Consider the following 23152-nt stretch of genomic DNA (forward strand, 5'->3'; position numbering starts at 1 on the left):
GCACTGCATACTCATCGCCAGTATTTCTCATCAAGACCACTCTGGTCGTCTATATCCTCCAGCCGCGGCACGGGCCCGCCCATCCCCGCGACTGGGTAGCCTGAGGGCATGGATCCCCTGGTCGTCGTCCTGATCGTCGCGGGCGCGGTGTGCGCGTTCTGCTGGGTCGCCTCGCTCATCACGAAAGACACCTCGTGGGTCGACCGGCTGTGGTCGATCGTGCCGGTCGCGTACGCCTGGATCTTCGCCATCGGCGGCATGGCGGCCGGGGGCGACCCCGCCCGGCTCGCGCTGATGGCGGTGCTGGTGACGGCGTGGGGCGCCCGGCTCACCTTCAACTTCGCCCGCAAGGGCGGCTACACCGGCATGGAGGACTACCGCTGGGCGATCCTGCGCGGCCGGATGTCGTCGTGGGCGTTCCAGGTGTTCAATCTGCTGTTCATCGTGCTCTACCAGAACGCGCTGCTCGTGCTCATCACGCTGCCGGTCTGGCTCGCCGCGCGGCATCCGGCGCCGCCGATCGGCTGGGACGTGCTGTTCGCCGTGCTGTTCGCCGGGTTCCTGGTGCTGGAGTTCGTCGCCGACCAGCAGCAGTGGGCGTTCCACCAGGCCAAGCGGCGCGCCGGGGGAACCCTCGAGCCGGGGTTCGCGACCACGGGATTGTTCCGCTACAGCAGGCACCCCAACTTCTTCGCCGAGCAGATGCAGTGGTGGATGCTGTACGCGCTCGGCGCGGTCGCCGCGACCGCCTCGGGGCTGGGCTTGTGGGGCGGAGTGCTGAACGGCACGATCGCCGGCGCGGCGCTGCTGAGCATCCTGTTCGTCGGATCGACCGTGTTCACCGAGTCGATCTCGGCGTCGAAGTACCCGGCGTACCAGGAGTACCGCCGCAGCACGTCGATGATCGTGCCCTGGTTCCCGCGCCGCGGCGGGCGCCCTGCCCGCCTGATCAGCCCAGGCGGCCGCCCGACTCGCGCAGATAGCACCGAGCGCACATCGACTCGTAGGTGACCCGGTCGGCGGTCAACTCGTCGATGGCGACCTGGTCGCCCTCGAACACGAACCGCCCGCCCACCAGCCGGGCGTTGAACAGCGCCTTACGGCCGCAGCGGCAGATCGTCTTGAGCTCTTCGAGCGAGTGCGCGAGCTCGAGAAGGCGCCGCGAGCCGGGGAACGCCTGGGTCTGGAAGTCAGTACGGATGCCGTAGGCCAGCACCGGCACGCCGTCCATCACGACGATCCGCAGCAGGTCGTCCACCTGCGCGCGGGTGAGGAACTGCGCCTCATCGATGAGCAGGCAGGCCACATCGGTGGGGGCATCCGTCGCCGCGGGGATCAGCGCGGTCGCGGCATCGCTGCGCACCCGGGCACGGTGCGCGGCGAGCAGAGCGCGCACATCGTCGTCGGGACGGATGAGGAAGTCCACGGCACGGGTGACACCCAGCCGGCTGGAGATGTGCTCGGCGTCTTTGGTGTCGATCTCGGGCTTGGCCAGCAGCACGTGCTGACCGCGCTCCTCGTAGTTGTACGCGGCCTGCAGCAGTGCCGTCGACTTGCCGGAGTTCATCGCCCCGTAGCGGAAGTAGAGCTTGGCCACCGGACGAGTCTATGAGACCGGCCGACGCCGCCGGTCAGCCGGAGTTCAGTGCGCCAGTTGCAGGTCGCGCGAGGTCTCGGCGGCGATCTCGCGGGCGAGCTCCGGCTGCTCGTTCAACGACTGCCCGTAGGTGGGGATGAGCCGGCGGATCTTGGGCTCCCACGACGGATACTGCTCGGGGAAGCACGTCTTCATGAGGTTCAGCATGATGGGCACGGCGGTCGACGCCCCGGGCGATGCGCCGAGCAGGCCGGCGATCGTGCCGTCGGCGGCGGCGACGACCTCGGTGCCGAACTTGAGCTGCCCCTGGTGCATCACCTGCGCGCGCTGACCGGCCTGCAGCAGCTGCCAGTCCTCGTCCTTGGCGGACGGCATCAGCTCGCGCAGGTCGTTCACCTTGCGGTGATGGTTCTTGGCGAGCTCACTGATCAGGTAGCGGATGAGGTCGACGTTCGTGAACGCCACCTTGAGCATGCTGAACAGGTTCGAGAAGCGCACCTGGGTGACGATGTCCCACATCGACCCGTTCTTCAGGAACTTCGGGCTGAACGTGGCGAACGGGCCGAACAGCACCGAGGTCTTGCCGTCGACCACGCGGGTGTCCAGGTGCGGCACCGACATCGGCGGGGCACCGACGGTGGCCTTCGAGTACACCTTCGCGTGATGGGCCGCGACGATCTTCGGATCGGAGCTCATCAGCCACTGACCGCCGATGGGGAAGCATCCGTACCCCTTGATCTCGGGGATGCCCGAGCGCTGCAACAGCTTGAGCGCCCAGCCGCCGGCGCCGACGAACACGAACCGGGCCTTGATGCGCCCGGGCGCACGGCCGATGGTGCGACGGTACTTCACCAGCCAGGTGCCGTCCTTCTGGCGCTTCAGCGACCGCACCTCGGTGTTGGTGCGCACGTCCACGCCGTCGGCACGCAGGTGGTCGAACAGCTGGTGGGTGAGGGCGCCGAAGTCGACGTCGGTGCCGCCGGTCACCCGGGTCGCCGCGAACGGCTCGTCGGCCTTGAGCCGCTGCTGCATCAGCAGCGGCGCCCAGCTGTTGATGACGCGCGAGTCCTCGCTGTACTCCATGTCGGCGAACAGCGGCTGCTGCTTGAGCAGCTCGTACCGCTTCTTGAGGAACGCGACGTTCTTCTCACCGCGCACGAACGTCATGTGCGGGGTGGGGTTGATGAACGTGTCGGGCTCGCTCAGCACGCCGCGTTCGACCAGGCTCGACCAGAACTGGCGGCTGAGCTGGAACTGTTCGTTGATCGAGATCGCCTTGCTGATCTCGACGGTGCCGTCGGCGGACTCGGGGGTGTAGTTCAGCTCACACAGCGCGGCATGACCGGTGCCGGCGTTGTTGAACGCGTGGGAGCTCTCCTGCGCGACGTCGCCGAGTCGCTCGAGAGCCGTGATCTTCCAGTCGGGCTGCAGCTCGTGGAGGAAGGCACCCAGGGTGGCACTCATGATGCCCCCACCGATGAGGACGACGTCGACGGTTTCAGTCACGATGCTCCAGTCTAGTCGGCCGCCTGTGCGGCCCTTTCCACGGCGGGATGCCGCGGGCTCAACCGGCGGCGGTGCGCCGCGCCGCGACGATCTCGGCGATCTGCACGGCGTTCAGGGCGGCACCCTTGCGCAGGTTGTCGTTGCTCACGAACAGCACCAGCCCCTTGCCCTCGGGCGCGGACTGGTCGACGCGGATGCGGCCGACGAAGCTCGGGTCCTTGCCCGCCGCCTGCAGCGGGGTGGGCACCTCGTCGAGCACGACGCCGGGAGCGCCCGAGAGCACCTCGCGGGCGCGGGCGGGGGTGATCTCGCGGGCGAACTCGGCGTGGATCGACAGCGAGTGCCCGGTGAACACCGGCACGCGCACGCAGGTGCCGGCCACCCGCAGGTCGGGCAGGCCGAGGATCTTGCGGCTCTCGTTGCGCAGCTTCTTCTCTTCGTCGGTCTCGTTGTCGCCGTCGTCGACGAGGTTGCCGGCGAACGGGATCACGTCGAAGGCGATCGGGGCGATGTACTTCTCGGGCTGCGGAAAGTCGACCGCTCCCCCGTCGTGCACCAGCTCGATCGCGTTCGGCTGCGCGATGACCGCCTCGGCCTGGCCGAGCAGCTCCTGCGCCCCGGCCAGCCCCGATCCCGACACCGCCTGGTAGGTGCTGATCACCAGACGTTCCAGGCCGGCCGCGGCATCCAACGGCCCGAGCACCGGCATCGCGGCCATCGTCGTGCAGTTCGGGTTGGCGATGATGCCCTTGCGCGCCTGGTCGATGGCGTGCGGGTTGACCTCGCTGACCACCAGCGGCACATCGGGGTCCATGCGCCACGCGCTGGAGTTGTCAATGACGGTGGCGCCGGCGTCGGCGAACCGCGGCGCGTGTGCTCGGCTGCCGGTGGCACCCGCCGAGAACAGGGCGATGTCGATGCCCGACGGGTCGGCGGTGGCGACGTCTTCGACGATCACGGTGTGGCCGCCGAAGTCGACGGCGGTGCCCGCCGAGCGCGCGGTGGCGAACAGCCGCAGCTCGCGGATCGGGAAGGCACGCTCGGCGAGGATCTCGCGCATCACGGTGCCGACCTGTCCGGTGGCGCCGACGACGGCGATGTTCAGTCCCGACTCGGAGATGTGGGTCACAGCTGTCCTTCGATCGTGTCAGCGGCCGGTGCCGGCGTAGACGGTGGCGTCGATCTCGCCGTCCAGCCCGAAAGCGGTGTGCACGGCGCGGGCGGCGTCGGCGAGCTCGTCGCCGCGCAGCACGACCGAGATGCGGATCTCGGAGGTCGAGATCATCTCGATGTTGATGCCCGCCGCGCTCAGGGCCTCGAACAGGGTCGCCGAGACGCCCGAGTTGGTGCGCATGCCGGCGCCGACCACCGAGAGCTTGCCGATCTGGTCGTCGTGCACGAGGTTCTCGAAGCCGACGTCAGCCTGCGCGGCGGCCAGCGCACGCAGCGCCGTCGCGGCGTCGGCCTTGGGCAGGGTGAACGAGATGTCGGTGCGGCCGGTCGCGGCGGCCGAGATGTTCTGCACGATCATGTCGACGTTGGCGCCGGAGCGGGCGACGATCTTGAAGATCTCGGCGGCCTTGCCCGGCACGTCCGGCACCCCGAGCACGGTGATCTTCGCCTGGCTGAGGTCGGTGGCGACGCCGGCGACGATGGGCTCTTCCATGTGGTCTCCCTTGAGCTGCGGGAAGGTGGCACCCAGCCGGTCGCGCCGGGCCTCGTCGACGACGAGGGTGCCCTCGGAGGAACTGAACGTGGAGCGGGCGTGGATCAGCACGCCGTGTCGGCGGGCGTATTCCACGGCACGGATGTAGAGCACCTTGGCGCCGTTGGCGGCCAGCTCCAGCATCTCTTCGCTCGAGATCACGTCGAGCTTGCGGGCGCGCGGCACCACGCGCGGGTCGGCGGTGAAGATGCCGTCGACGTCGCTGTAGATCTCGCACACGTCGGCCTCGAGCGCCGCCGCCAGCGCCACCGCGGTGGTGTCGGATCCGCCGCGGCCGAGGGTGGTGATGTCGCGGGTGTCGCGGTTGAAGCCTTGGAACCCGGCGACGATGACGATGGCGCCCTCGTCGAGGGCCTCGCGCAGCCGCACCGGGGTGACGTCGACGATGCGTGCCTGCCCGTGTCGGGCGTCGGTGATCATGCCGGCCTGGCTGCCGGTGAACGAGCGGGCCTCGAACCCCATGGAGTGGATGGCCATGGCCAGCAGCGCCATCGAGATGCGCTCGCCGCTGGACAGCAGCATGTCGAGCTCACGGGGCGCGGGGATCGGGGCGACCTCCGCGGCCAGGTCGAGCAGTTCGTCGGTGGTGTCGCCCATGGCGCTGACGGCGACGACCACGTCGTTGCCGGCACGACGGGTGTCGACGATGCGCTTGGCGACACGCTTGATGCTCTCGGCGTCGGCCACCGAGGATCCGCCGTACTTCTGGACGATCAGCGCCACGTGTGGAACTCCCGGACTGCCGCGCTCTTCACAGGGGGCGCGCAGGACGCGCCGTCATCCATCTTACGGATCGGCTCATACCGGCCCGGCCATGTGACACCGTGCCTAAGCGGGTGGACGGGCCCGCGGCGGAAGGTCGACCACGGCGCCGGGCACCGCCTCGGCGGCGGCTTCGATCGGTGCGCTGCGCCGGCGCACGCGGCCGCCGGTGGCGGCGAGCCAGCAGCCCAGCAGCACCAGCGGGAACCCGACCAGCAGTCCGAGGGTGAGCGGCTCGGCCAGCACGATGGCGCCCAGGGCGATGGCGACCACCGGGTTGACATAGGTGAACAGCGGGGCACGCACCGGGCCGACCTCGCCGATGAGGGCGAAGAACGCGACGAACGCGACCGCCGTGCACACCACGCCGAGCAGCAGCAGGGACACCGTGCTGCGCACCGTCGGCACCTCGTGCTGGGTCAGCAGCGCGACCGGCAGATAGGCGATGCCCACCGCCGCCAGCCCCAGCGTGACCGACCCGAGCGAGGGCACGTCGCGCAGCTTGGTCGCGATCACGAACGGCACGATCGCGTACATGACCGCGGTGACCAGCACCTGGGTGACGGCCACGAGCGCGGCGCCCGGGTCGGCGACGGTCACTCCCTGCCCGGCGACGATGACAGCGACGCCGCCGAAGCCGACGAGCAGCCCGATCAGGCGCACCGGGGTGAGCAGAGCGCGATCGCCGACGACGAACCCGATGATCGCCGCCCACAGCGGCACCGTCGAGACCAGCAGCCCGGTCAGCCCCGATGGGAGGGTTTGTTCGGCGCTGGAGAGCAGGAAGAACGGGCCGGCCATCTCGACCGCGCCGAACACCAGCACCCACGGCCAGACCCGCAGCGCGGGTCGCAGCGCCTTGCGGTCGATCGCGATCGGCAGCAGCACGAGCGCGCCGATGAGGGTGCGGGCGCTGACGACCGCGGCCGGCGAATAGGACTCGACGGCCTCGCTGATGAACAGGTAGGTGATGCCCCACACCACCGACATCGTGGCGAACAGCATCCACCCCCGGCCGCTGACCCGGGTCGCGGCGTTCACACCGACCGCCGGCCCTCGAACGCCCGGCCCAGGGTGACCTCGTCGGCGTATTCGAGGTCGCCGCCCACCGGAAGACCCGAGGCGAGTCGCGTGACGGTGATCTGCAGGGTGTGCAGCAGGCGGCTCAGGTAGGTGGCGGTGGCCTCGCCTTCGAGGTTGGGGTTCGTGGCGAGGATGACCTCCTGCACGGTGCCGTCGGCCAGGCGCTGCATGAGCGGGGCGATGCGCAGGTCGTCGGGTCCGATGCCGGCGATGGGACTGATCGCGCCGCCGAGCACGTGGTAGAGGCCGCGGAACTCGCGGGTGCGTTCGATGGCGGCGACGTCCTTCGCGTCTTCGACGACGCAGATCAGGGTCTGATTGCGCCGCGGATCGCGGCAGATGGCGCAGCGGTCCTGCTCGGACACGTTGCCGCACACCTCGCAGAAGCGCACCTTCTCGCGCACCTCGCTGAGCAGTTCGGCCAGGTGTGAGACGTCGAAGCCGGGGGTCTGCAGGATGTGGAACGCGATGCGCTGCGCCGACTTCGGGCCGATGCCGGGCAGCCGGCCGAACTCGTCGATCAGGTCCTGGACGATGCCGTCGTACATGGGCTAGCTGAACCTCGTGGGCGACTCGTAGGGCTCTTCGCGCAGGAACGTCGCACCGAGCACCTGGCGCACGACGGCCTCGCCGACGCGCTCGACGCCGTCGTCGCGGACCGCGGCGTTCAGCTGCGGCGGCACGACGGGCACGGATGCCTCGGGTGCGACCATCTCGTCGGCTTCGCGCTCGTCGTCGTCGGGCTCGAGGGAGGTGACGATCTCGCGGGGCGGCAGCACCTCGCCTTCGCGCGGCGGGGCGAGCGTGGCGGTGCGCACCGGCGAGGCCGCGGCATCCTCGGGGTCGTCGTCGACGGCGAACCCGCCGGGGGCGGAATCGTTCGGGGCGGACTCAGGACCGGGATCGGGCGGGATGGGCGCGACCGCCCAGTCGGTGACCGGGGCGGGGGCGGCCGGGGCCGTGGCGCGCCCGGCGGCGGGGCGCGGCTCAGCCGTGCCGGCGGCGGGGCGCGGCGCCGTGTCGCGACCGGTCGGGACGGATGCCGCGGGGACGTCCGGCGCGGGCGGTGCCGGCGCCGAGCCGCCGCCGGCGCCACCGCCTGGTGCGCCGCCGTGCCGGGCGATGTACTTCACCCGGATGCCCACGACCGCCTGGATCGCCTGCCGGAGGTCTTCGCTGGGGCCGCTACCGGCCTGCAGCTTCTTGAACCTGGCGACGTCGGCCGCGCTGGCGAAGCTGAGAGTGAGCACGTCGTCGGCGAAGTCGACGACCGCGGCCGTGCAGGCGATCAGCCACGAGGTGCGGTTGATGCCCTCGAGCCGCTGCAGGATCTCAGGCCAGGCGGCATCGATGCGCGCGCGCGTGACGGGCCCGCCGGATGCGGCGAAGGCGGCGGGTGCGGCGGGCTCGGGCGGTGTGTCGACTCGTGTTTGTGGCGCTCGCAGGGCGACCGAGGGGTCGGGCGTGCCGGCGGAAGAGACGGACGTGGCGGGATCGCCGGCGGAGGGGACGGACGTGCCGGCCGGCGCCTGCGGCGCTCGCTCGGTGCTCGGAGCGGGCTCGCCGGCGGAGGGGGTGGGCGTGGCGGGCGTGCCGGCCGGCGCCTGCGGCGCTCGCTCGGTGCTCGGAACGAGCGCGGCGGCGGATGGAGTGGGCGTGGCGGGCGTGCCGGCCGGCACCTGCGGCGCTCGCTCGGTGCTCGGGCCGGACTCGGAGGCGGCGGCGGCGGGGACGGACGTGGCGGGCTCGCCGGCGGATGGGGCGGGCGCGGCGACCGGCGCCTGCGGCGCTCGCTCGGTGCTCGGGCCGGGCTCGGCGGCGCCCGCGGAGGCGGCGGGCGCGCCGCCCCGCACCTGCGGGACCGGCTCGGCGACCGGCGCGGCGGGTGCGGCGGGTGCGGACGCGGCGCCGCCGTGGGCGAGCACGCGGGCGACCATCAACTCGAGCTGCAGGCGCGGCGAGGTGGCGCCGGTCATCTCGTCGAGCGCCGCCACCACGATGTCGGCCACCCGCGACAGGCGCTCGGCGCCGAAGGCGCGCGCCTGGTGGCCCATGCGCTCCAGCTCGTCGGCGGGTACGCCGCGCAGCACAGCCGCGGCTCCGGAGCCGGTCGCGGCCACGACGATCAGGTCGCGCAGCCGCTCGAGCAGGTCGTCGACGAACCGGCGCGGGTCCTGCCCGGTCTGCACCACCCGGTCGACCGCAGAGAATGCGGCAGCGGCATCCCTCGCCCCGAACGCGTCGACCACCTCGTCGAGCAGTTCGGCGGGGGTGTAGCCGAGCAGCGCCACGGCACGGGCGTAGATGACCGTCGCCTCTTCGGACCCGGCGATGAGCTGGTCGAGCACCGACAGTGTGTCGCGCGGCGACCCGCCGCCGGCACGCACCACCAACGGCAGCACACCCGGCTCGACCTGTACGCCCTCCTGTCCGCACAGCTGCTCGACGTACTCGAGCATCGCGGCGGGGGCGACCAGTCGGAACGGATAGTGGTGCGTGCGCGACCGGATGGTTCCGATCACCTTCTCGGGCTCGGTGGTCGCGAAGATGAACTTGACGTGCGCGGGCGGCTCTTCGACGAGCTTGAGCAGCGCGTTGAACCCCTGCGGGGTCACCATGTGCGCCTCGTCGAGGATGAAGATCTTGAACCGGTCGCGCGCCGGGGCGAACACCGCCCGCTCGCGCAGGTCGCGCGCGTCGTCGACGCCGTTGTGGGATGCCGCGTCGATCTCGACCACGTCGAGCGACCCGCCGCCGCCGCGCCCCAGCTCGACGCAGCTGGCGCACTGGCCGCACGGGGTGTCGGTGGGCCCGGCTGCGCAGTTGAGGCAACGGGCGAGGATGCGCGCGCTGGTCGTCTTGCCGCAGCCGCGCGGCCCCGAGAACAGGTACGCGTGGCCGACGCGGTCACTGCGCAGCGCGGTCATCAGCGGTTCGGTGACCTGCGACTGCCCGATCATCTCCGCGAAGGTCTCGGGCCGGTAGCGGCGGTACAGAGCGGTGGTCACCCGACCAGCCTACGGTGTGCCCCCGACATCGCTCCCGACGGATTCCACACCGGAACCGAGGCATCCATTCGTGAGCGTTGCGAGGCCGGATGCGTCAGAATCGATCACACACGCCGACGCCGAGGAGCCCGATGCCCGCCACCCCGACTCTCACCTGGGCCGACGGCCGGTTGCTGCGCGACGGCGAACCGTGGCAGCTGCTGGCCGGGTCGATCCACTACTTCCGGGTGCATCCGCAGCTGTGGCGCGACCGGTTGCGGCGCCTGGCCGAGATGGGCATGAACGCCGTCGACACCTACGTCGCCTGGAACGTGCACCAGCCGCACGAAGACCGGGCACCGGACTTCACCGGAGGGCGCGACCTCGAGCGGTTCCTGACCACCGCCGCCGAGGAGGGACTTCACGCCGTGGTGCGGCCCGGGCCGTACATCTGCGCCGAGTGGCGCAACGGCGGCCTGCCGGTGTGGCTGACCGGCCGCGGCACCCCGCTGCGTTGCGCCGAGCCGGGCTACCTCGAGCCGGTGGCCCGCTGGTTCGACGAGCTCGTGCCGCGCATCGCCGCGCTGCAGGCGAACGCCGGCGGACCGGTGCTCGCCGTGCAGGTCGAGAACGAGTTCGGCAGCTACGGCGACGACCCCGACTACCTGCCGGCGATGCGGCGCCTGCTCGCCGACCGCGGCATCACCGAGCTGATGTACACCGCCGACGGCCCCACCCGCACGATGACGGATGCCGGGACCCTGCCCGGCACGCTCATGTCGCTCAACCTCGGGTCACGGGTGGAGCAGGCCCGCGCCCTGCAGCACGAGCTGCGGCCGGACGAGCCGTTTCTGTGCGGCGAGTTCTGGAACGGCTGGTTCGACCACTGGGGCGGCCCGCACCACGTGCGGTCGGCCTCCAGCGCCGCCGACACCCTCGCCGAGATCATCGCCGACGGCGGCAGCGTCAGCGTGTACATGGCGCACGGCGGCACGAACTTCGGCACCGGCGCCGGGGCCAACGACGTGGACGGGAGGCTGCGTGCCACCACCACCGGCTACGACTCCGACGCGCCCATCGCCGAGGACGGCACCCTGAGGCCTAAGTTCTTCGCGTTGCGCGAGGTGCTCGGCGCCACCGCCGCCGTGCGCAGCGCGCCGCCCCGCTTCGTCGAGCCGGTCACCGCCGTGCTGCGGCCGGGCCGCCCACTGACCGCCTGGACGGCACCGGGCACGCCTGTCACCGTGCCGTGCGCCACCGATGCGATCGGCATCGACAGCGACCTGGTGCGGTTCGACGCCGACGTGCTGCTGCCGCCCGGCCCCATCGAGCTGATGCTGCAGGATGTGCGCGACCGTGCGCACATCTGGCTGGACGACGTCTTCGTCGGCAGCGTCGCCGGATCGGGCACGCTGCCGGTCACCGGCCACGGTGCCCACGCCCGCCTGACGGTGTTCGCCGAGGTGCTCGGCCGCATCAACTACGGGCCGCGCCTGGGGGAGCACAAGGGCCTGGTCGGCCCGGTGCTCGTCGACGGTCGACGGATGGTGCAGCGCTGGCGCTGCGCCCCGGTGCCGTTGGACGGGCTCGACCTCGACGCCCTGGCGGGCACCCCCGGCGCGAAGCCGGGCACCGGGCCGGGCACCGACCCGGGCACGGGGCCGGGCTCCGACCCGGGCTCCGAGCCGGGTATCGGGCCCGGCACCGGGCCGCTGTTCGCCGCCGCGCACGTGCCGCTTGCCGAGCCCGCCGACGCGCACCTGTCGTTGCCGGGCAGCGGGCGCGGGCTGGTGTGGGTCAACGGCTTTCTGCTGGGGCGATACTGGGACATCGGGCCGCAGCGCACGCTGTACGCCCCCGCACCGCTGTGGCGGGCCGGGTCGAACACCGTGACGGTGCTCGAGTTCCGAACGCCCGGCGCCCGGGTGCACCTGGGCGATGTGGCCGATGTGGGACCCGAAGAGGAGTTCATCGAGGAGTTCTGACCTGGATCGGGCGCGGTTCACACCCCGCCCGCGCCCGGTTCACACAACCGGATCGCGTCCGCCTCACGCCGGGGCCCGAGGCATCCGACGAATCTCGTTGAATGACTTTTATTGATTGTTTCTAGCCGTTATGATCATCGATAGTCACTCGGAATGGACCGGGGACGCGATGCGAGAGAAGTGAGCGATGACCGAACCCTTCGTCGACGTGGAGATCTCGACCCAGCCGCAGACGTGGCGCACCGCCGCGGCACTGCTGCCGGAGGTGGCCGAGGTGCTGCCGGCCGCCGGCGCCCGGGTGGCGGTCGTCGGCTGCGGCACGAGCTGGTTCATGGCCCAGTCCTACGCGGTGCTGCGCGAACAGGCCGGGCAGGGCGAGACCGACGCGTTCGCCGGGTCGGAGTTCCCCGCCCACCGGCCGTACGACCTGGTCGTCGCCATCTCGCGGTCGGGCACCACCACCGAGATCATCGACCTGCTGAAGGCATCCCGCGTGCCCACCCTGCTCATCACCGCCGTCGCGGACTCCCCCGCGGCGCAGATCGCCGGTGCGAGCATCGCGCTCGACTTCGCCGACGAGCAGTCCGTCGTGCAGACCCGGTTCGCCACCAGCGTGCTCGCGCTGCTGCGCGCCCACCTCGGTGACGACATCGAGTCGGCCGCCCGCGACGCCGAGCGCGCCCTCGAGCTCGACATCGCGCCGCTGCTGGGCGCGACCCAGACCACGTTCCTCGGCCGCGGCTGGACGGTGGGGCTGGCCGCCGAGGCGGCGCTGAAGACCCGCGAGGCCGCGCAGTACTGGTCGGAGTCGTACCCCGCCATGGACTACCGGCACGGTCCGCTGGCCATCGCCCAGTCCGGGCGCAACGTGTGGGCGCTCGGCGAGGTGCCCGACGGGTTGGCGGACGACGTCGCCGCCACCGGTGCGACGTTCGTGCACCACGACCTCGACCCGCTCGCCGGGCTCATCGTCGCGCAGCGGTTCGCCGTCGGGCTGGCCAAGGCGCGCGGCCTGGACCCGGACCACCCCCGGTCGCTGTCGCGCTCGGTGATCCTCGCCGACTGACATGACCGCGCAGCTGCGGATCGCGCCCGGTGCGCCGGTGCTCGCGTTCGACGTGGGCGGCACCGACATCAAGGCCACCGTCGTGGCCGCCGACGGCGCGGTCGCCGCCACCGTGCGCACCCCGACGCCGGCGGTGTCCGACCACATCGTCGACGACGTGCTCGACGTGCTGGCGGGCATCGCCGCGCGCCTCGGCGGGTCGCCCGCCGCAGCCGGACTCGCGCTGCCGGGCATCGTCGACGACGACGCCGGCATCGCGATCTGCTCCGAGAACCTGCGCTGGCGCGACGTGCCCTTCCGCGACCGCGCCGCGGCACGGCTGGGCCTGCCGGTCGCCCTGGTGCACGATGTGCGCGCCTCGACGCTGGCCGAGCTCGCCCTCGGCAGCGCCGCGGGCTGCCGCGACGCGCTCGTGGTGACCGTCGGCACCGGCATCGCCGCCGGGGTGATCGTCGACGGCCGGGTGGTGGTGCGCGCCGGGTACGCGGGCGAGATCGGCCACGCCGTGGTGCGGCCGGGGGGCCGGGCGTGCATGTGCGGCAATCACGGATGCCTCGAGGCCACCGCATCCGCCGCCGCCATCGCCCGCCGCTACACCGAGGACACCGGCCACGCCGTACCCGGCGCACGCGACGTACTCGACCGGGTCGACACCGACCCGGTCGCCCGCGAGATCTGGGACGACGCGGTCGACGCCCTCGCGTTCGGGCTCTCGCACGCGTGCGCGGCGCTGGCCCCCGAGGCGATCGTCGTGGCGGGCGGGCTGTCCGAAGCCGGCGACGCCCTGCTCGGACCCCTGCAACGGCGCCTCGACGCGTACTTCCCGATCCGCTCCACTGCGCTGCGCCGGGCACGACTGGGCGGCGACGCCGGCGTGATCGGCGCCGCACTGCGGGCGCGCACCCTCACGGACGCGGCATGATCGTCACCGTCACCCCGAACCCCGCGGTCGATCTCACGCTCACCCTCGATGCGCTGCACCCGGGCGCCACGCACGGCATCGCACCCGCGCGCCGGCGCGCCGGCGGCAAGGGTGTGAACGTGGCCCGGGTGCTCGCGCAGACCGGGCACGACGCCCTCGCCCTCGGCCTGGTCGGCACCGACGAGGCCGACTGGTTCGCCCGCGACCTGCCCGGAGTCACGGCCCGGTTCACCCGGTGCGCCGAACCGACCCGCAGCACCTATGCGCTGGTCGAGACCGGCCCCGGCCGCACCAGCCAGCTCAACGAGCGCGGCGCCGCCCGCGCCCCGGACGAGTGGGCCGACCTGTACACCGCGATCGCCGAGGCCGCCCGCCGGGCGCGCTGCGTGACCGTGTCGGGATCGCTGCCCCCGGGCGCCGCCGCCGACGCGGTGGCACGGATGCTGCAGTCCGCACGCCCGGCCCCGGTGATCGCCGACCTGGTCGGTGATGCGCTGCGCGCGGCCGCCGCGTGCGGCGCCGACGTGCTCAAACCCAACCGCGACGAACTGGCCACCACCGTGGGCACCGGCGACCCGGTCGCCGGTGCCCGGATGCTGCAGGAGGCCGGGGCCGGGCTCGTCGTCGTCTCGCTGGGCGAGGACGGCCTGGTCGCCGTGCCGCGCACCGGCGCGCCGGTGCGCGGCCGGCTGCCCCGACCGCTGCACGGCAACGCCACCGGCGCCGGCGACGCGGCCGTGGCCGCGATCGCCGGGGCGATCGACGACGGCCTCGACCTCGACGCCGACCTGCCCGAGATCGTGCGCCGCGCGGTCGCGTTCTCGGCGGCCGCCGTGCTCGCGCCGCTGGCCGGCACCATCGACGAGAGTCACACCGCCCTGTACACCGACGTGATCGTCGACTGAACCGTCGACCGGATCGGAGAGAAATGCCGCTCGTTCCCACCGCCCAGATCGTCACCGCCGCAGCCGCCGCCGGCAGCGGCGCGGCCGCGTTCAACGTGGTCACGCTCGAAACCGCCGAGGCGCTCGTGGGCGCGGCCGAGCGGGCGGCACGGCCGCTGATCCTGCAGATCTCGCAGAACTGCGCCGCATTCCACGGCTCGCTCACGCCGCTGGCGGCCGCCACGCGCGCGGTGGCCGAGGCATCCGACGCCGTGCTGGCCCTGCACCTGGACCACGCCGAGGACGCCGACCTGGCCCGCCGGGCCGTGGATCTGGGGTTCGGGTCGGTGATGTTCGACGGCGCCGCGCTGCCGTACGACGAGAACGTGCGCGTCACCGCCGCCGTCGCGGCGTACGCCCACGAACGCGGGGCGTGGATCGAGGCTGAGCTCGGCGAGATCGGCGGCAAGGACGGTGCGCACGCCGCCGGCGTGCGCACCGACCCGGACGAGGCCGCGGCGTTCGTCGCGGCGACCGGCGTCGACCTGCTGGCCGTCGCGGTCGGGTCCACGCATGCCCGCACCGACCGCACCACCCGGCTCGACCTCGACCTGATCGCGCGGCTGCGCGACGCGGTGCCGGTGCCGCTGGTGCTGCACGGCTCGTCGGGGGTCGCCGACGACCACCTGCGCGAGGCGGTCGCCGCGGGCATCGTCAAGGTCAACGTCTCGACGCACCTCAACGGCCATTTCACCCGGGCGGTGCGCAGCGTGCTCGACGCCGACGAACGCATCGTCGACCTGCGCAGGTACCTCGGTCCCGGCCGCGACGCGATGGCCGACGAGGCGGCCCGGCTGCTGGCACTGATCGCCGGCTGACACGATCGCCTCCCCGGCGACGGGGCGGGGTCATGAGAGCATCGTGAGAGCACGCGGCATCCGATCGTCACGCCCCGACGACACCCGATGAGGCCCCGACACGCCAAGGAGACACAGTGGACCGCGAGGATCGGCTCTCACGCCTGGTCGACTACATCGTCGAGAAGGGCACGGTGCGCGTCGAAGAGGTGATCGCGCAGTTCGGCGTGTCGGGTCCCACCGCCCGCCGAGACCTCGACGCACTCGCCGAGCAGCAGCTCGTGGAGCGCACCCGCGGCGGCGCGCGCGCCAATTCGACCACCGGCGACGTGCCGCTGCGCTTTCGCACCTCGCGGCGCTGGCACGAGAAGAACGCGATCGCCCGCACCGTCGCCTCGCTGGTGACACCGGGGTCGGTGATCGCGTTCAACGGCGGCACCACCACCACCGCCGCCGCCTACGAGGTGGGCGTGCGCGCCGCCGCCGATGGGCAGTTCGCGCACACCGAGACCACGGTGGTCACCAACGCCGTCAACATCGCCAACGACCTGGTGGTGCGCCCACAGCTGCGCATCGTCGTGGTCGGCGGCGTCGCCCGATCGCGCTCGTACGAGCTGATCGGGCCGCTGACCGGCCTGATCCTCCCCGAGATCTCGATCGACACGCTGTTTCTGGGCGTGACCGCGGTCGACCCGCAGCGCGGCCTGTTCACCCCCGACGAGGGCGAGGCGAAGGTCAACGCGGCACTGGTCGAGGCTGCCCGGCGCACCGTCGTGGTGGCCGACTCGACGAAGTTCGCGGCGACCGCGTTCGCCCGCATCTGCACGCTCGGCGCGGTGGACGCCATGGTCACCGACGCCGGCATCACGGATGCCTCGGCCCGCGCGATCCGTGACGCCGGGCTCGAGCTGATCATCGCCTGACTCACCCGAACGAGCTGCGCACCTCGTCGGTGGTCAGCAGCCGCTCCAGGGCCGCAAGCCGGGCGTTGGGCCGCTGTCCGCGCGGCAGGCCCAGCACGATCTCGTTCGGCGACACCGGGTCGCTGATGCGCAGATACGCCACCCGCCCGCCGTCGAAGGTCTCGGTGCTGGCCGGGCGGCCGCTGAACACCGAGTATCCGAGCCCGCGGGCGACCATCGCCCGCACGGTCTCGGGGTTCGCGAACGACCACCCCGGGCGGGTGGTGACGCCCGCCTCGGCGATCACCGTCTCGATCGCCCGCCGCGACCCGGCCGAATGCACGAGGATGAGCGGCTCATCGGCGAGTTCGCGCAACGACGCCGCAGAGCGACCGGCCAGCCGATGATCGGCCGCGACGACGATGTACGGCTCGATCGTGTGCACGGTGCGGCCCTCCAGTCCCGGGTCGAGCTGGCGTCGATAGAGCAGACAGGCGTCGGCATCACCGCGCAGCACGGCGCCCTGCACATCGACGGCGAGCCCGTCGGTCAGCTCGAGCGAGACCCGCGGATGCCGGTGCGCGAACGCCGCGGCCAGCACCGGCAGCACGCGCGGTGAGAGCGCCGACGTGCAGGTGATCCGCAGCGGCCCGGCGACCTCATCGTGCTCGGCGCGGGCCAGTTCGGCCAGCTCGGCGGCGTCGTCGAGGATGCGCCGGGCCACACCCAGCACCCGCGCGCCGCTGCGGGTCAGCGTCATCCCCTTCGCGGTGCGCCGCACGAACAGCTGCACCGCCAGCGCCTTCTCGAGTTCGCGCAACGCCGTCGACACCGCCGCCTGCGAGGCCCCGCACCGCACCGCCGCCTCGCTGACCGTGCCGGCGTCGGCGGTGGCGACGAAGTACTCGAGCTGGCGCAACGTGGACGAAAGCATAGGTGCAGTTTATGTAGTCCATCGATATTTTCAGCTTTACAGATATGCATGGGGGCCGGGATCCTGGAGGCACGACGCAGCAAGGAGGCGACATCGTGACGACGCCGTACATCATCACCCTGGGCACCGCCGGCGGTCCGCGGTGGTGGACACCCGCCGACGCCGCCCCCCGGTTCGGCATCTCGACGGCCGTGGTCGTCGGCGACCGCAGCTACCTCGTCGATGCCGGTCTCGGCGCCGGCCGCCAGTTCACCCGCGCCGGCCTGGACTTCTCGCAGCTCGGCGGGATCTTCCTCACCCACCTGCACTCCGACCACACCACCGACCTGGCCAATCTCGCCCTGTTCGGCATGTTCAGGCTGCCCGACGCATCCACTCCCATCCCGATCCTCGGGCCCGGCGACCGCGGCGTGCTGCCGCCGGTCTCACCCCGCGCGAGCGTCGCCCCACGTCCGGTCGCGCCGCACCTGCCCACCCCTGGCACCGCCGACATGTTCCGCCTGCTCATGGAGGCGTACGCGACCGATCTGAACGACCGCGTGCTCGACGCACTGCGACCCTCTCCCCTGGACCTGTTCGACGCTCGCGACATCGCCGTGCCCGCCGACTGCGGCTACCACCCGAACGAGGCGCCCACGCCCGACATGGCGCCGTTCTGCGTGTTCGAAGACGACCGGGTGCGTGTGGACGCGATCCTCGTCGAGCATCCCCCCATCGCCCCCGCGTTCGCGTTCCGGTTCACCTGCGACGAGGGCTCGGTCGCCATCTCGGGCGACACCGCGCAGACGGCGAACATGGCCCGGCTCGCCGACGACGTCGACCTGCTGCTGCATGAGGCCATCAGCTTCGACTGGGTCGAGCACACCTACGGCGACCCGCAGGACGAGACCGCCCGGGCCTCGTACGACCACCACCACAAGTCGCACACCAGCGTCGTCGAGGCCGCCGAGGTGGCGCGGGATGCCGGAGCCCGCGCGCTCGCCGTCCACCATCTGGTGCCCGGAAGCCTGGACGCCGCGAGCTGGCACCGGGCAGCGGCCAAGGCCACCGCGCTGACCGGAACCGACGTGGTCGTGCCCGACGACCTCGACCGCCTCTCGTTCACCCGCTCCGCGGCACGCGTGAGCGCCTGACCGCGCATCGCCCACCCGGGCCGTGCCCCCGACCCGCCCCACATCAGAAAGGTCGATGATGACCCCCAAGACCACAACCGAACCCGTGACCATGACCGAGAGCCCGACCACCGCCGCCGACGGCACCCAGCTGACGCTGACCACGAAGGACATGCGCCGGGTGCTCACCTCGAGCTTTCTCGGCAACATGATCGAGTTCTACGACTTCATCCTCTACGCCACCTGCGCGAGCATCGTGTTCGAGCACGTGTTCTTCGCCGGGCTCGGCCCCGGGTTCGGGCTGTTCGCCTCGTTCGCCACGTTCGCGGTCGGCTACCTCGCCCGCCCGCTGGGCGGCATCGTGTTCGGACACTTCGGCGACACCCGCGGCCGCAAGAACGTGTTCATCCTGTCGATCGTGCTGATGGGCGCGGCATCCACCCTCATCGGCCTGCTGCCGCCCACCGCGGCCATCGGCATCACCGCCCCGGTCGTGCTGGTGCTGCTGCGCATCGTGCAGGGCGTCGCGGTCGGCGGTGACTGGGGCGGGGCGATGCTCGTCGCCCTCGAGCACGCGCCGCAACGGCGCCGCGGCACCGCGTCGAGCATCGTGAACGCCGGCGGCCCGGTCGGCGCGGTGATCGCGACCCTGGTGCTCGGCCTGTTCACGCTGCTGCCGCACGACCAGTTCCTGGCCTGGGGATGGCGCATCCCGTTCCTGCTGTCGGTGGTGCTGTTGGCGATGGGTCTGGTGGTGCGGCTCAAGGTCGCCGAGACGCCCATGTTCGCGAAGCTGCAGGAGCTGAGCGTCAAGAAGCGGGTGCCGATCGTCGACGTGCTGCGGCACAACTGGCGCCAGGTGATCATCGCCATGATCGCGGTGCTCGCCTTCACCACCAGCCAGGGCCTGATGACGGTGTGGGGCGTGTCGGAGGCGGTGGGCCACGGCGCCGACCCGACCGGGGTCCTGAACACCAAGGCGTTCGCGGCCGTCGTCACCGTGGTGGTCGCCCTTCTGGCCGGCAAGGCCAGCGACCGGTTCGGTCGGCGTGCGGTGATCGTGTTCGGCTGCGCCCTGGGGGCCGTGCTGGCCTTCCCCATCATGTGGATGCTCGGCACCGGCACGGTCCTCGGCTTCGGTGTCGCCATCTTCCTCGGCAACGGCATCGTGCAGGGCATCGTCTACGGCCCGATCGCCGCGTTCGTCACCGAGCAGTTCCCGACCTCACGCCGGTTCACCGGGGCCTCGGCCTCGTACCAGACCGCCTCGACGGTCGGAGCCGGGTTCTCGCCGATGATCGCCACGGCGCTCACCCTGGCCGTCGGCGCGACCTGGCCGGTGGCGGTGCTGTGGATCGCCGTGCTCGCCGCCAGTGCCGTCGCCGTGCTGGTCACCCCCGAAGGTCGCGACGTCGACATCCGCACCGTGGCGTGAGCCGTCGTCGAGGTCGCACACAGGGCCGGTGAGCACCGGCCCTGTGTGCGTGACGCCGCCGCCGGGTCAGCCCTTGACCGCGCCGGCGGCCATGCCCGCCCGCCAGTACCGCTGCAACGCGAAGAACAGCACGATCAGCGGCAGCACGCCCAGCAGCGCACCCAGCATGACGGCGCCCTTCGCGGGCGCGAAGTACGAGATCATGCCGTACAGGCCCAGGGTCACCGGCTTGAGGTCGGGCGAAGAGACCATGAGCAGCGGCAGCAGGAAGTTGTTCCAGGTGGCGACGAAGATGAACAGGAAGATCGTCACCATCGCCGGTGCCAGCAGCCGCAGCACGATGGTGAAGAAGATGCGGGCCTCGTTCGCCCCGTCGATGCGGGCGGCCTCGAGCAGCTCGGTGGGCACCGACGACTGGGCGTAGACCATGCCCAGGAACACACCGAACGGCGACACCGCCGACGGGATGATCACCGCCCAGATCGTGTTCACCAGGCCCAGTGCGTGGAACTCGAGGTACAGCGGCACGGTCAGCAGCGCCACCGGCAGCAGCATCCCGCCCATGATCACGCCCACCGCGATGCGTTTGCCGGGGAACCGGAACTTCGCGATCGCATACCCGGCCATGACGCTCAGCAGGGTGCCGGCGGCACCGGCGACCGTCGAGTACAGCAACGAGTTGCCCACCCAGCGCCAGAACAGCCCGTGCGTCCAGCTCATCAGGCTCTCGTAGTTCGCCGCGAGGTTCGGCTGCGCGAACCAGAACCCGAACGTGCCGGCCAGATCGGCGTTGCTCTTGGTCGAGGCGACGACGAGCCAGTACACCGGCACCAAGAAATACAGGCACGCGATCACGAGCACCACGATCGCGGCGATGCGGGCGCCGCGGCCGGGCCGCATCGACACCGGCAGCAGGTCGAGCCGGTGCCCGGCGCGGGCTCGGCGCGCCCGCGGCGCGGCGACGGATGCCTGCGGTACAGCGGTCATCATGCCGCCTTCCGCCGTGTCAGCAGGGCGTACACGATCGCCAGCAGCCCGGCCACGACCGCCATCAGCAGCGAGAACGCCGAGGCCGGCCCGGTGCCGGACGGCGAGATCTGGCCCATCAGCGAGTTGTAGGTGAGCATCATCGGCGTGTAGTCCTTGCCCATCCACGGGTTGGCCGTCTCCATGACCACCGGCTCGTTGAACAGCTGCACGGTGCCGATGATCGACAGCAGCACCGCCAGCAGTGCGGCACCGCGCAGCAGCGGCACCTTGATGCGGGTGGCGACCGTCCAGCCGCTCGCGCCGTCCAGCCGCGCGGCCTCGTACAGCTCGTGCGGGATCGCCTGCAGCGCCGCCAGGAAGATCAGCATGTTGTAGCCGGTGTACGTCCACGTGGTCATGTTCGCCATCGAGGCGAGGATGACCCCGGGCGCCATGAAGTCGGTGCCGGCGGGCAGGAACGGCGTGAACGGCGACACCTCGGGCGTGTACAGGTACAGCCACATCATCGCGGCGATGATGCCGGGGATCGCGAACGGCAGGAAGAACGCCATCCGGAAGAACGCGGCCCGGCGCACCAGCAGCGAGTCCAGCAGCAGCGCGAGCGCGAGGGCGGCGAGGATCATCACCGGGATCTGGAACGCCGCATACAGCACGACGCGGCCCATCCCGGTCCAGAACGCGCCGCTGCTGGCCGCGGTGGCGAAGTTCGCGAACCCGACGAACCTGTCGACGAGCTCGCCGCCGCCGTACAGGCCGGAGCCCGAGGGCACCTGCGCGAAGAACGCGGCGCGCACCGACACGATGATCGGCACGAGGAACACGACGGCGAACAGCACCGCGAACGGCGCCAGGAACAGCCATCCGTGCAGCCCTTCGCGACGGATGCCACCTCGTCGGGCGGGACGGGATGCGACGACGGTCATGGTGTCCTCACACGAGGGCGCGTGCGGCCGGCCCGAGGGCCGGCCGCACGCGCCGGATCAGTCGGCGACCGGAAGGCCGAGGTCCTGCAGGGTCTTCACGGCCGTGCTCTGCGCGGTGGTGAAGATGTCGGCGACCTTCGCCTTGCCGGACGCCGCGGCGGCGGCCACCTCGTTCATCTTCGCCTCGGACGCCCACCCGGGCATGTAGGGGAAGTCGGGGTTGAGCGTGTCGTTGGCCTTGGCCAGCACGCCCAGCACGTCCTGCCCGCCGAACTGCTTCTTCATCTTCTCGGGCGTGGTGGGCGTGCCCTTGGCGGCCACGACCAGGCCCTGCGAGGTGAGGTCGTCGACCTGGGTGTTGAACCAGTCGTTGAACTCCATGGCCTGCGCGGGATACGTACAGCCCTTCATGACCGCTACGCCCGACCCGCCGTCCGGGCCGGTCATGTCGGTGTCGCCGAAGCGCGGCAGCGTGGCCACCCGCCAGGTGCCCTCGCGCGGGGTGTCGTTCAGCGGGTCGAGCAGGAACCCGGCCTCCCACGCGGCGCCGACGTGACCGATGAGCGAGCCGTCGGTGAGGGCCTTGGTGAAGGCATCCCCCCACCGTTCGCCCACGAAGACCTGCTTGCCGTCGAGCAGCCCCTGCCACAGCGCGGCCACCTTCTGCGACCCGGCGCCGTCGGCGGTGACCTTCCACTTGTCGTCCTGCGCGCCGAACCAGGTGTCGCCGGCTGCGGCGGCCTGCCCCGACAGCCAGTTCTGCGCCTCGTCGGGCGTGAACGCGGCGACGAACTTGCCCGCCGCGGCGGCCTTCTTCGCGTCGGCGGCCAGATCGTCCATGGTCGCCGGGACGGTCAGGCCGAGCTTGGTGAACGCGGCCTCGTCGTAGAAGTAGACGAGCGGGCCGGTGTCCTGCGGCAGGCCGACGACCTTGTCGCCGACCTTCATCATTCCGAACGCGCCGGCCGAGAAGTGGTCGGCGTACTTCTGCGCCTCGGCGGTGACATCCTGCACCAGGCCCTTGACGTACATGTCGGGGATGTCGCCGTAGCCGATCTGGGCCAGGCACGGGCCGGTGCCGGCCTTGATGTCCTGCTCGAGCTTGAGGTCCATGTCGGCCGCCTTGCCGTCGAACTTGGTCGCGGTCACCTGGATGTCGGGGTGCGCGGCGTTCCAGGTCGCGACGATGTCTTTGACCGGCGTCATCCCCTCACCGTCGGGCAGACGGTGCAGGTAGGTGATCGAGACCGGCCCCGAGCCGGTGGCGCCCTTGTCGCCGTTCTCGCTCGTGCCGCCACAGGCACTCAGGCCGACGGCCAGGGCGCCGACGCCGACCAGCGCGACCGCGCGACCGGCAAGACTCTTCGATGGCATGTACATCCCCCTTGACGTTCAGACCGCGCGCTGTGGTGCGCGGTTTCTGAAACTTTACGATCAAAAGATCGGGGATGCAATCATCAACGCTCACTCGGAGCCCAAAT

The 23152-nt window shown here is 71.6% G+C and carries 20 protein-coding genes; 9 read left to right on the top strand and 11 right to left on the bottom strand.

Features of this window, described 5'->3' with window-relative positions; translation table 11 throughout:
* Window positions 1-108 precede the first annotated feature (108 nt).
* Window positions 109-1011 (top strand): DUF1295 domain-containing protein, encoded by a 903-nt coding sequence (locus tag H577_RS16600; protein ID WP_051192042.1) that lies wholly within the window; start codon window positions 109-111, stop codon window positions 1009-1011.
* Here H577_RS16600 and H577_RS0113550 read toward each other — a convergent pair.
* From H577_RS0113550 to H577_RS0113580, 7 genes are all read right to left on the bottom strand, one after another.
* Window positions 950-1597: a thymidine kinase gene (locus H577_RS0113550; protein ID WP_029146401.1), complete on the bottom strand. Its 648-nt coding sequence runs from the start codon at window positions 1595-1597 to the stop codon at window positions 950-952. The two genes, H577_RS16600 and H577_RS0113550, sit on opposite strands and share 62 nt — an antisense overlap.
* Window positions 1598-1642: 45 nt before the next feature.
* Window positions 1643-3103, bottom strand: coding sequence for a malate dehydrogenase (quinone) (gene mqo / locus H577_RS0113555; protein WP_029146402.1), 1461 nt, complete (start codon window positions 3101-3103; stop codon window positions 1643-1645).
* Between the two features lie 58 nt (window positions 3104-3161).
* Window positions 3162-4232 carry an aspartate-semialdehyde dehydrogenase gene (locus H577_RS0113560; protein WP_029146403.1) on the bottom strand — a complete coding sequence of 357 codons (1071 nt, stop codon included), beginning with the start codon at window positions 4230-4232 and terminating at the stop codon, window positions 3162-3164.
* Between the two features lie 18 nt (window positions 4233-4250).
* Window positions 4251-5552 (bottom strand): aspartate kinase, encoded by a 1302-nt coding sequence (locus tag H577_RS0113565; RefSeq protein WP_029146404.1) that lies wholly within the window; start codon window positions 5550-5552, stop codon window positions 4251-4253.
* A gap of 105 nt (window positions 5553-5657) precedes the next feature.
* Window positions 5658-6632, bottom strand: coding sequence for a DMT family transporter (locus H577_RS0113570; RefSeq protein ID WP_029146405.1), 975 nt, complete (start codon window positions 6630-6632; stop codon window positions 5658-5660).
* Window positions 6629-7222: a recombination mediator RecR gene (gene recR, locus H577_RS0113575; RefSeq protein WP_029146406.1), complete on the bottom strand. Its 594-nt coding sequence runs from the start codon at window positions 7220-7222 to the stop codon at window positions 6629-6631. Before recR ends, H577_RS0113570 begins: the two co-directional genes overlap by 4 nt.
* A 3-nt stretch (window positions 7223-7225) precedes the next feature.
* On the bottom strand, window positions 7226-9682 hold the full coding sequence (locus H577_RS0113580) for a DNA polymerase III subunit gamma and tau (protein WP_029146407.1): 2457 nt from the start codon (window positions 9680-9682) through the stop codon (window positions 7226-7228).
* Between the two features lie 131 nt (window positions 9683-9813).
* Here H577_RS0113580 and H577_RS0113585 point away from each other — a divergent pair, with 131 nt between their 5' ends.
* The 6 genes from H577_RS0113585 (at window position 9814) to H577_RS0113610 (ending at window position 16298) form a co-directional block, all read left to right on the top strand.
* Window positions 9814-11646 (top strand): glycoside hydrolase family 35 protein, encoded by a 1833-nt coding sequence (locus H577_RS0113585; protein ID WP_029146408.1) that lies wholly within the window; start codon window positions 9814-9816, stop codon window positions 11644-11646.
* Window positions 11647-11833: 187 nt separating this feature from the next.
* A complete protein-coding gene (locus H577_RS0113590) occupies window positions 11834-12712 on the top strand; it encodes an SIS domain-containing protein (protein WP_029146409.1) in 879 nt (292 codons plus the stop codon).
* 1 nt (window position 12713) lies between these two features.
* On the top strand, window positions 12714-13634 hold the full coding sequence (locus H577_RS0113595) for an ROK family protein (protein ID WP_036285219.1): 921 nt from the start codon (window positions 12714-12716) through the stop codon (window positions 13632-13634).
* Complete coding sequence (locus tag H577_RS0113600) at window positions 13631-14539, top strand: 1-phosphofructokinase family hexose kinase (RefSeq protein ID WP_029146411.1); 909 nt, start codon at window positions 13631-13633, stop codon at window positions 14537-14539. Before H577_RS0113595 ends, H577_RS0113600 begins: the two co-directional genes overlap by 4 nt.
* A gap of 23 nt (window positions 14540-14562) precedes the next feature.
* The gene (locus H577_RS0113605; RefSeq protein ID WP_029146412.1) at window positions 14563-15396 is read left to right on the top strand and encodes a class II fructose-bisphosphate aldolase; all 834 of its coding nucleotides are present in this window, start codon (window positions 14563-14565) and stop codon (window positions 15394-15396) included.
* 116 nt (window positions 15397-15512) lie between these two features.
* Entirely contained in the window at window positions 15513-16298 is a 786-nt protein-coding gene (locus tag H577_RS0113610; RefSeq protein ID WP_029146413.1) for a DeoR/GlpR family DNA-binding transcription regulator, read from the top strand.
* Between the two features lies 1 nt (window position 16299).
* Here H577_RS0113610 and H577_RS16605 read toward each other — a convergent pair whose 3' ends face one another.
* Entirely contained in the window at window positions 16300-17211 is a 912-nt protein-coding gene (locus H577_RS16605; RefSeq protein ID WP_051192043.1) for a LysR family transcriptional regulator, read from the bottom strand.
* A gap of 95 nt (window positions 17212-17306) precedes the next feature.
* Between H577_RS16605 and H577_RS0113620 the strand changes: the two genes are divergently transcribed.
* Together H577_RS0113620 and H577_RS0113625 are read left to right on the top strand one after the other, a co-directional pair.
* Window positions 17307-18344 carry an MBL fold metallo-hydrolase gene (locus H577_RS0113620; protein ID WP_245570406.1) on the top strand — a complete coding sequence of 346 codons (1038 nt, stop codon included), beginning with the start codon at window positions 17307-17309 and terminating at the stop codon, window positions 18342-18344.
* A 58-nt stretch (window positions 18345-18402) separates the two neighbouring features.
* Window positions 18403-19758, top strand: coding sequence for an MFS transporter (locus tag H577_RS0113625; RefSeq protein WP_029146415.1), 1356 nt, complete (start codon window positions 18403-18405; stop codon window positions 19756-19758).
* 66 nt (window positions 19759-19824) lie between these two features.
* On the opposite strand, the gene H577_RS0113630 is transcribed toward H577_RS0113625, so the two are convergent.
* From H577_RS0113630 to H577_RS0113640, 3 genes are read right to left on the bottom strand one after another with little or no spacing between them, the layout of a single operon-like run.
* Window positions 19825-20745, bottom strand: a complete 921-nt coding sequence (locus H577_RS0113630; RefSeq protein WP_029146416.1) for a carbohydrate ABC transporter permease — start codon at window positions 20743-20745, stop codon at window positions 19825-19827.
* On the bottom strand, window positions 20745-21671 hold the full coding sequence (locus tag H577_RS0113635; RefSeq protein ID WP_029146417.1) for a carbohydrate ABC transporter permease: 927 nt from the start codon (window positions 21669-21671) through the stop codon (window positions 20745-20747). Before H577_RS0113635 ends, H577_RS0113630 begins: the two co-directional genes overlap by 1 nt.
* Window positions 21672-21728: 57 nt before the next feature.
* Entirely contained in the window at window positions 21729-23045 is a 1317-nt protein-coding gene (locus H577_RS0113640; protein WP_029146418.1) for an ABC transporter substrate-binding protein, read from the bottom strand.
* Between the last annotated feature and the right edge of the window lie 107 nt (window positions 23046-23152).

The organism is Microbacterium luticocti DSM 19459 (assembly GCF_000422405.1).
GTDB classification, from domain to species: Bacteria; Actinomycetota; Actinomycetes; order Actinomycetales; family Microbacteriaceae; genus Microbacterium; species Microbacterium luticocti.

What these genes read in the sequence shown, in the direction of transcription:
- H577_RS0113600 (WP_029146411.1), top strand. Translation starts at nt 13,631, where the DNA reads ATGATCGTCACCGTCACCCCGAACCCCGCGGTCGATCTCACGCTCACC.
- H577_RS0113605 (WP_029146412.1), top strand. Translation starts at nt 14,563, where the DNA reads ATGCCGCTCGTTCCCACCGCCCAGATCGTCACCGCCGCAGCCGCCGCC.
- H577_RS16605 (WP_051192043.1), bottom strand. Translation starts at nt 17,211, where the DNA reads ATGCTTTCGTCCACGTTGCGCCAGCTCGAGTACTTCGTCGCCACCGCC.
- H577_RS0113640 (WP_029146418.1), bottom strand. Translation starts at nt 23,045, where the DNA reads ATGCCATCGAAGAGTCTTGCCGGTCGCGCGGTCGCGCTGGTCGGCGTC.
- H577_RS0113635 (WP_029146417.1), bottom strand. Translation starts at nt 21,671, where the DNA reads ATGACCGTCGTCGCATCCCGTCCCGCCCGACGAGGTGGCATCCGTCGC.
- H577_RS0113630 (WP_029146416.1), bottom strand. Translation starts at nt 20,745, where the DNA reads ATGACCGCTGTACCGCAGGCATCCGTCGCCGCGCCGCGGGCGCGCCGA.
- H577_RS16600 (WP_051192042.1), top strand. Translation starts at nt 109, where the DNA reads ATGGATCCCCTGGTCGTCGTCCTGATCGTCGCGGGCGCGGTGTGCGCG.
- H577_RS0113595 (WP_036285219.1), top strand. Translation starts at nt 12,714, where the DNA reads ATGACCGCGCAGCTGCGGATCGCGCCCGGTGCGCCGGTGCTCGCGTTC.
- recR (WP_029146406.1), bottom strand. Translation starts at nt 7,222, where the DNA reads ATGTACGACGGCATCGTCCAGGACCTGATCGACGAGTTCGGCCGGCTG.
- H577_RS0113590 (WP_029146409.1), top strand. Translation starts at nt 11,834, where the DNA reads ATGACCGAACCCTTCGTCGACGTGGAGATCTCGACCCAGCCGCAGACG.
- H577_RS0113625 (WP_029146415.1), top strand. Translation starts at nt 18,403, where the DNA reads ATGACCCCCAAGACCACAACCGAACCCGTGACCATGACCGAGAGCCCG.
- H577_RS0113585 (WP_029146408.1), top strand. Translation starts at nt 9,814, where the DNA reads ATGCCCGCCACCCCGACTCTCACCTGGGCCGACGGCCGGTTGCTGCGC.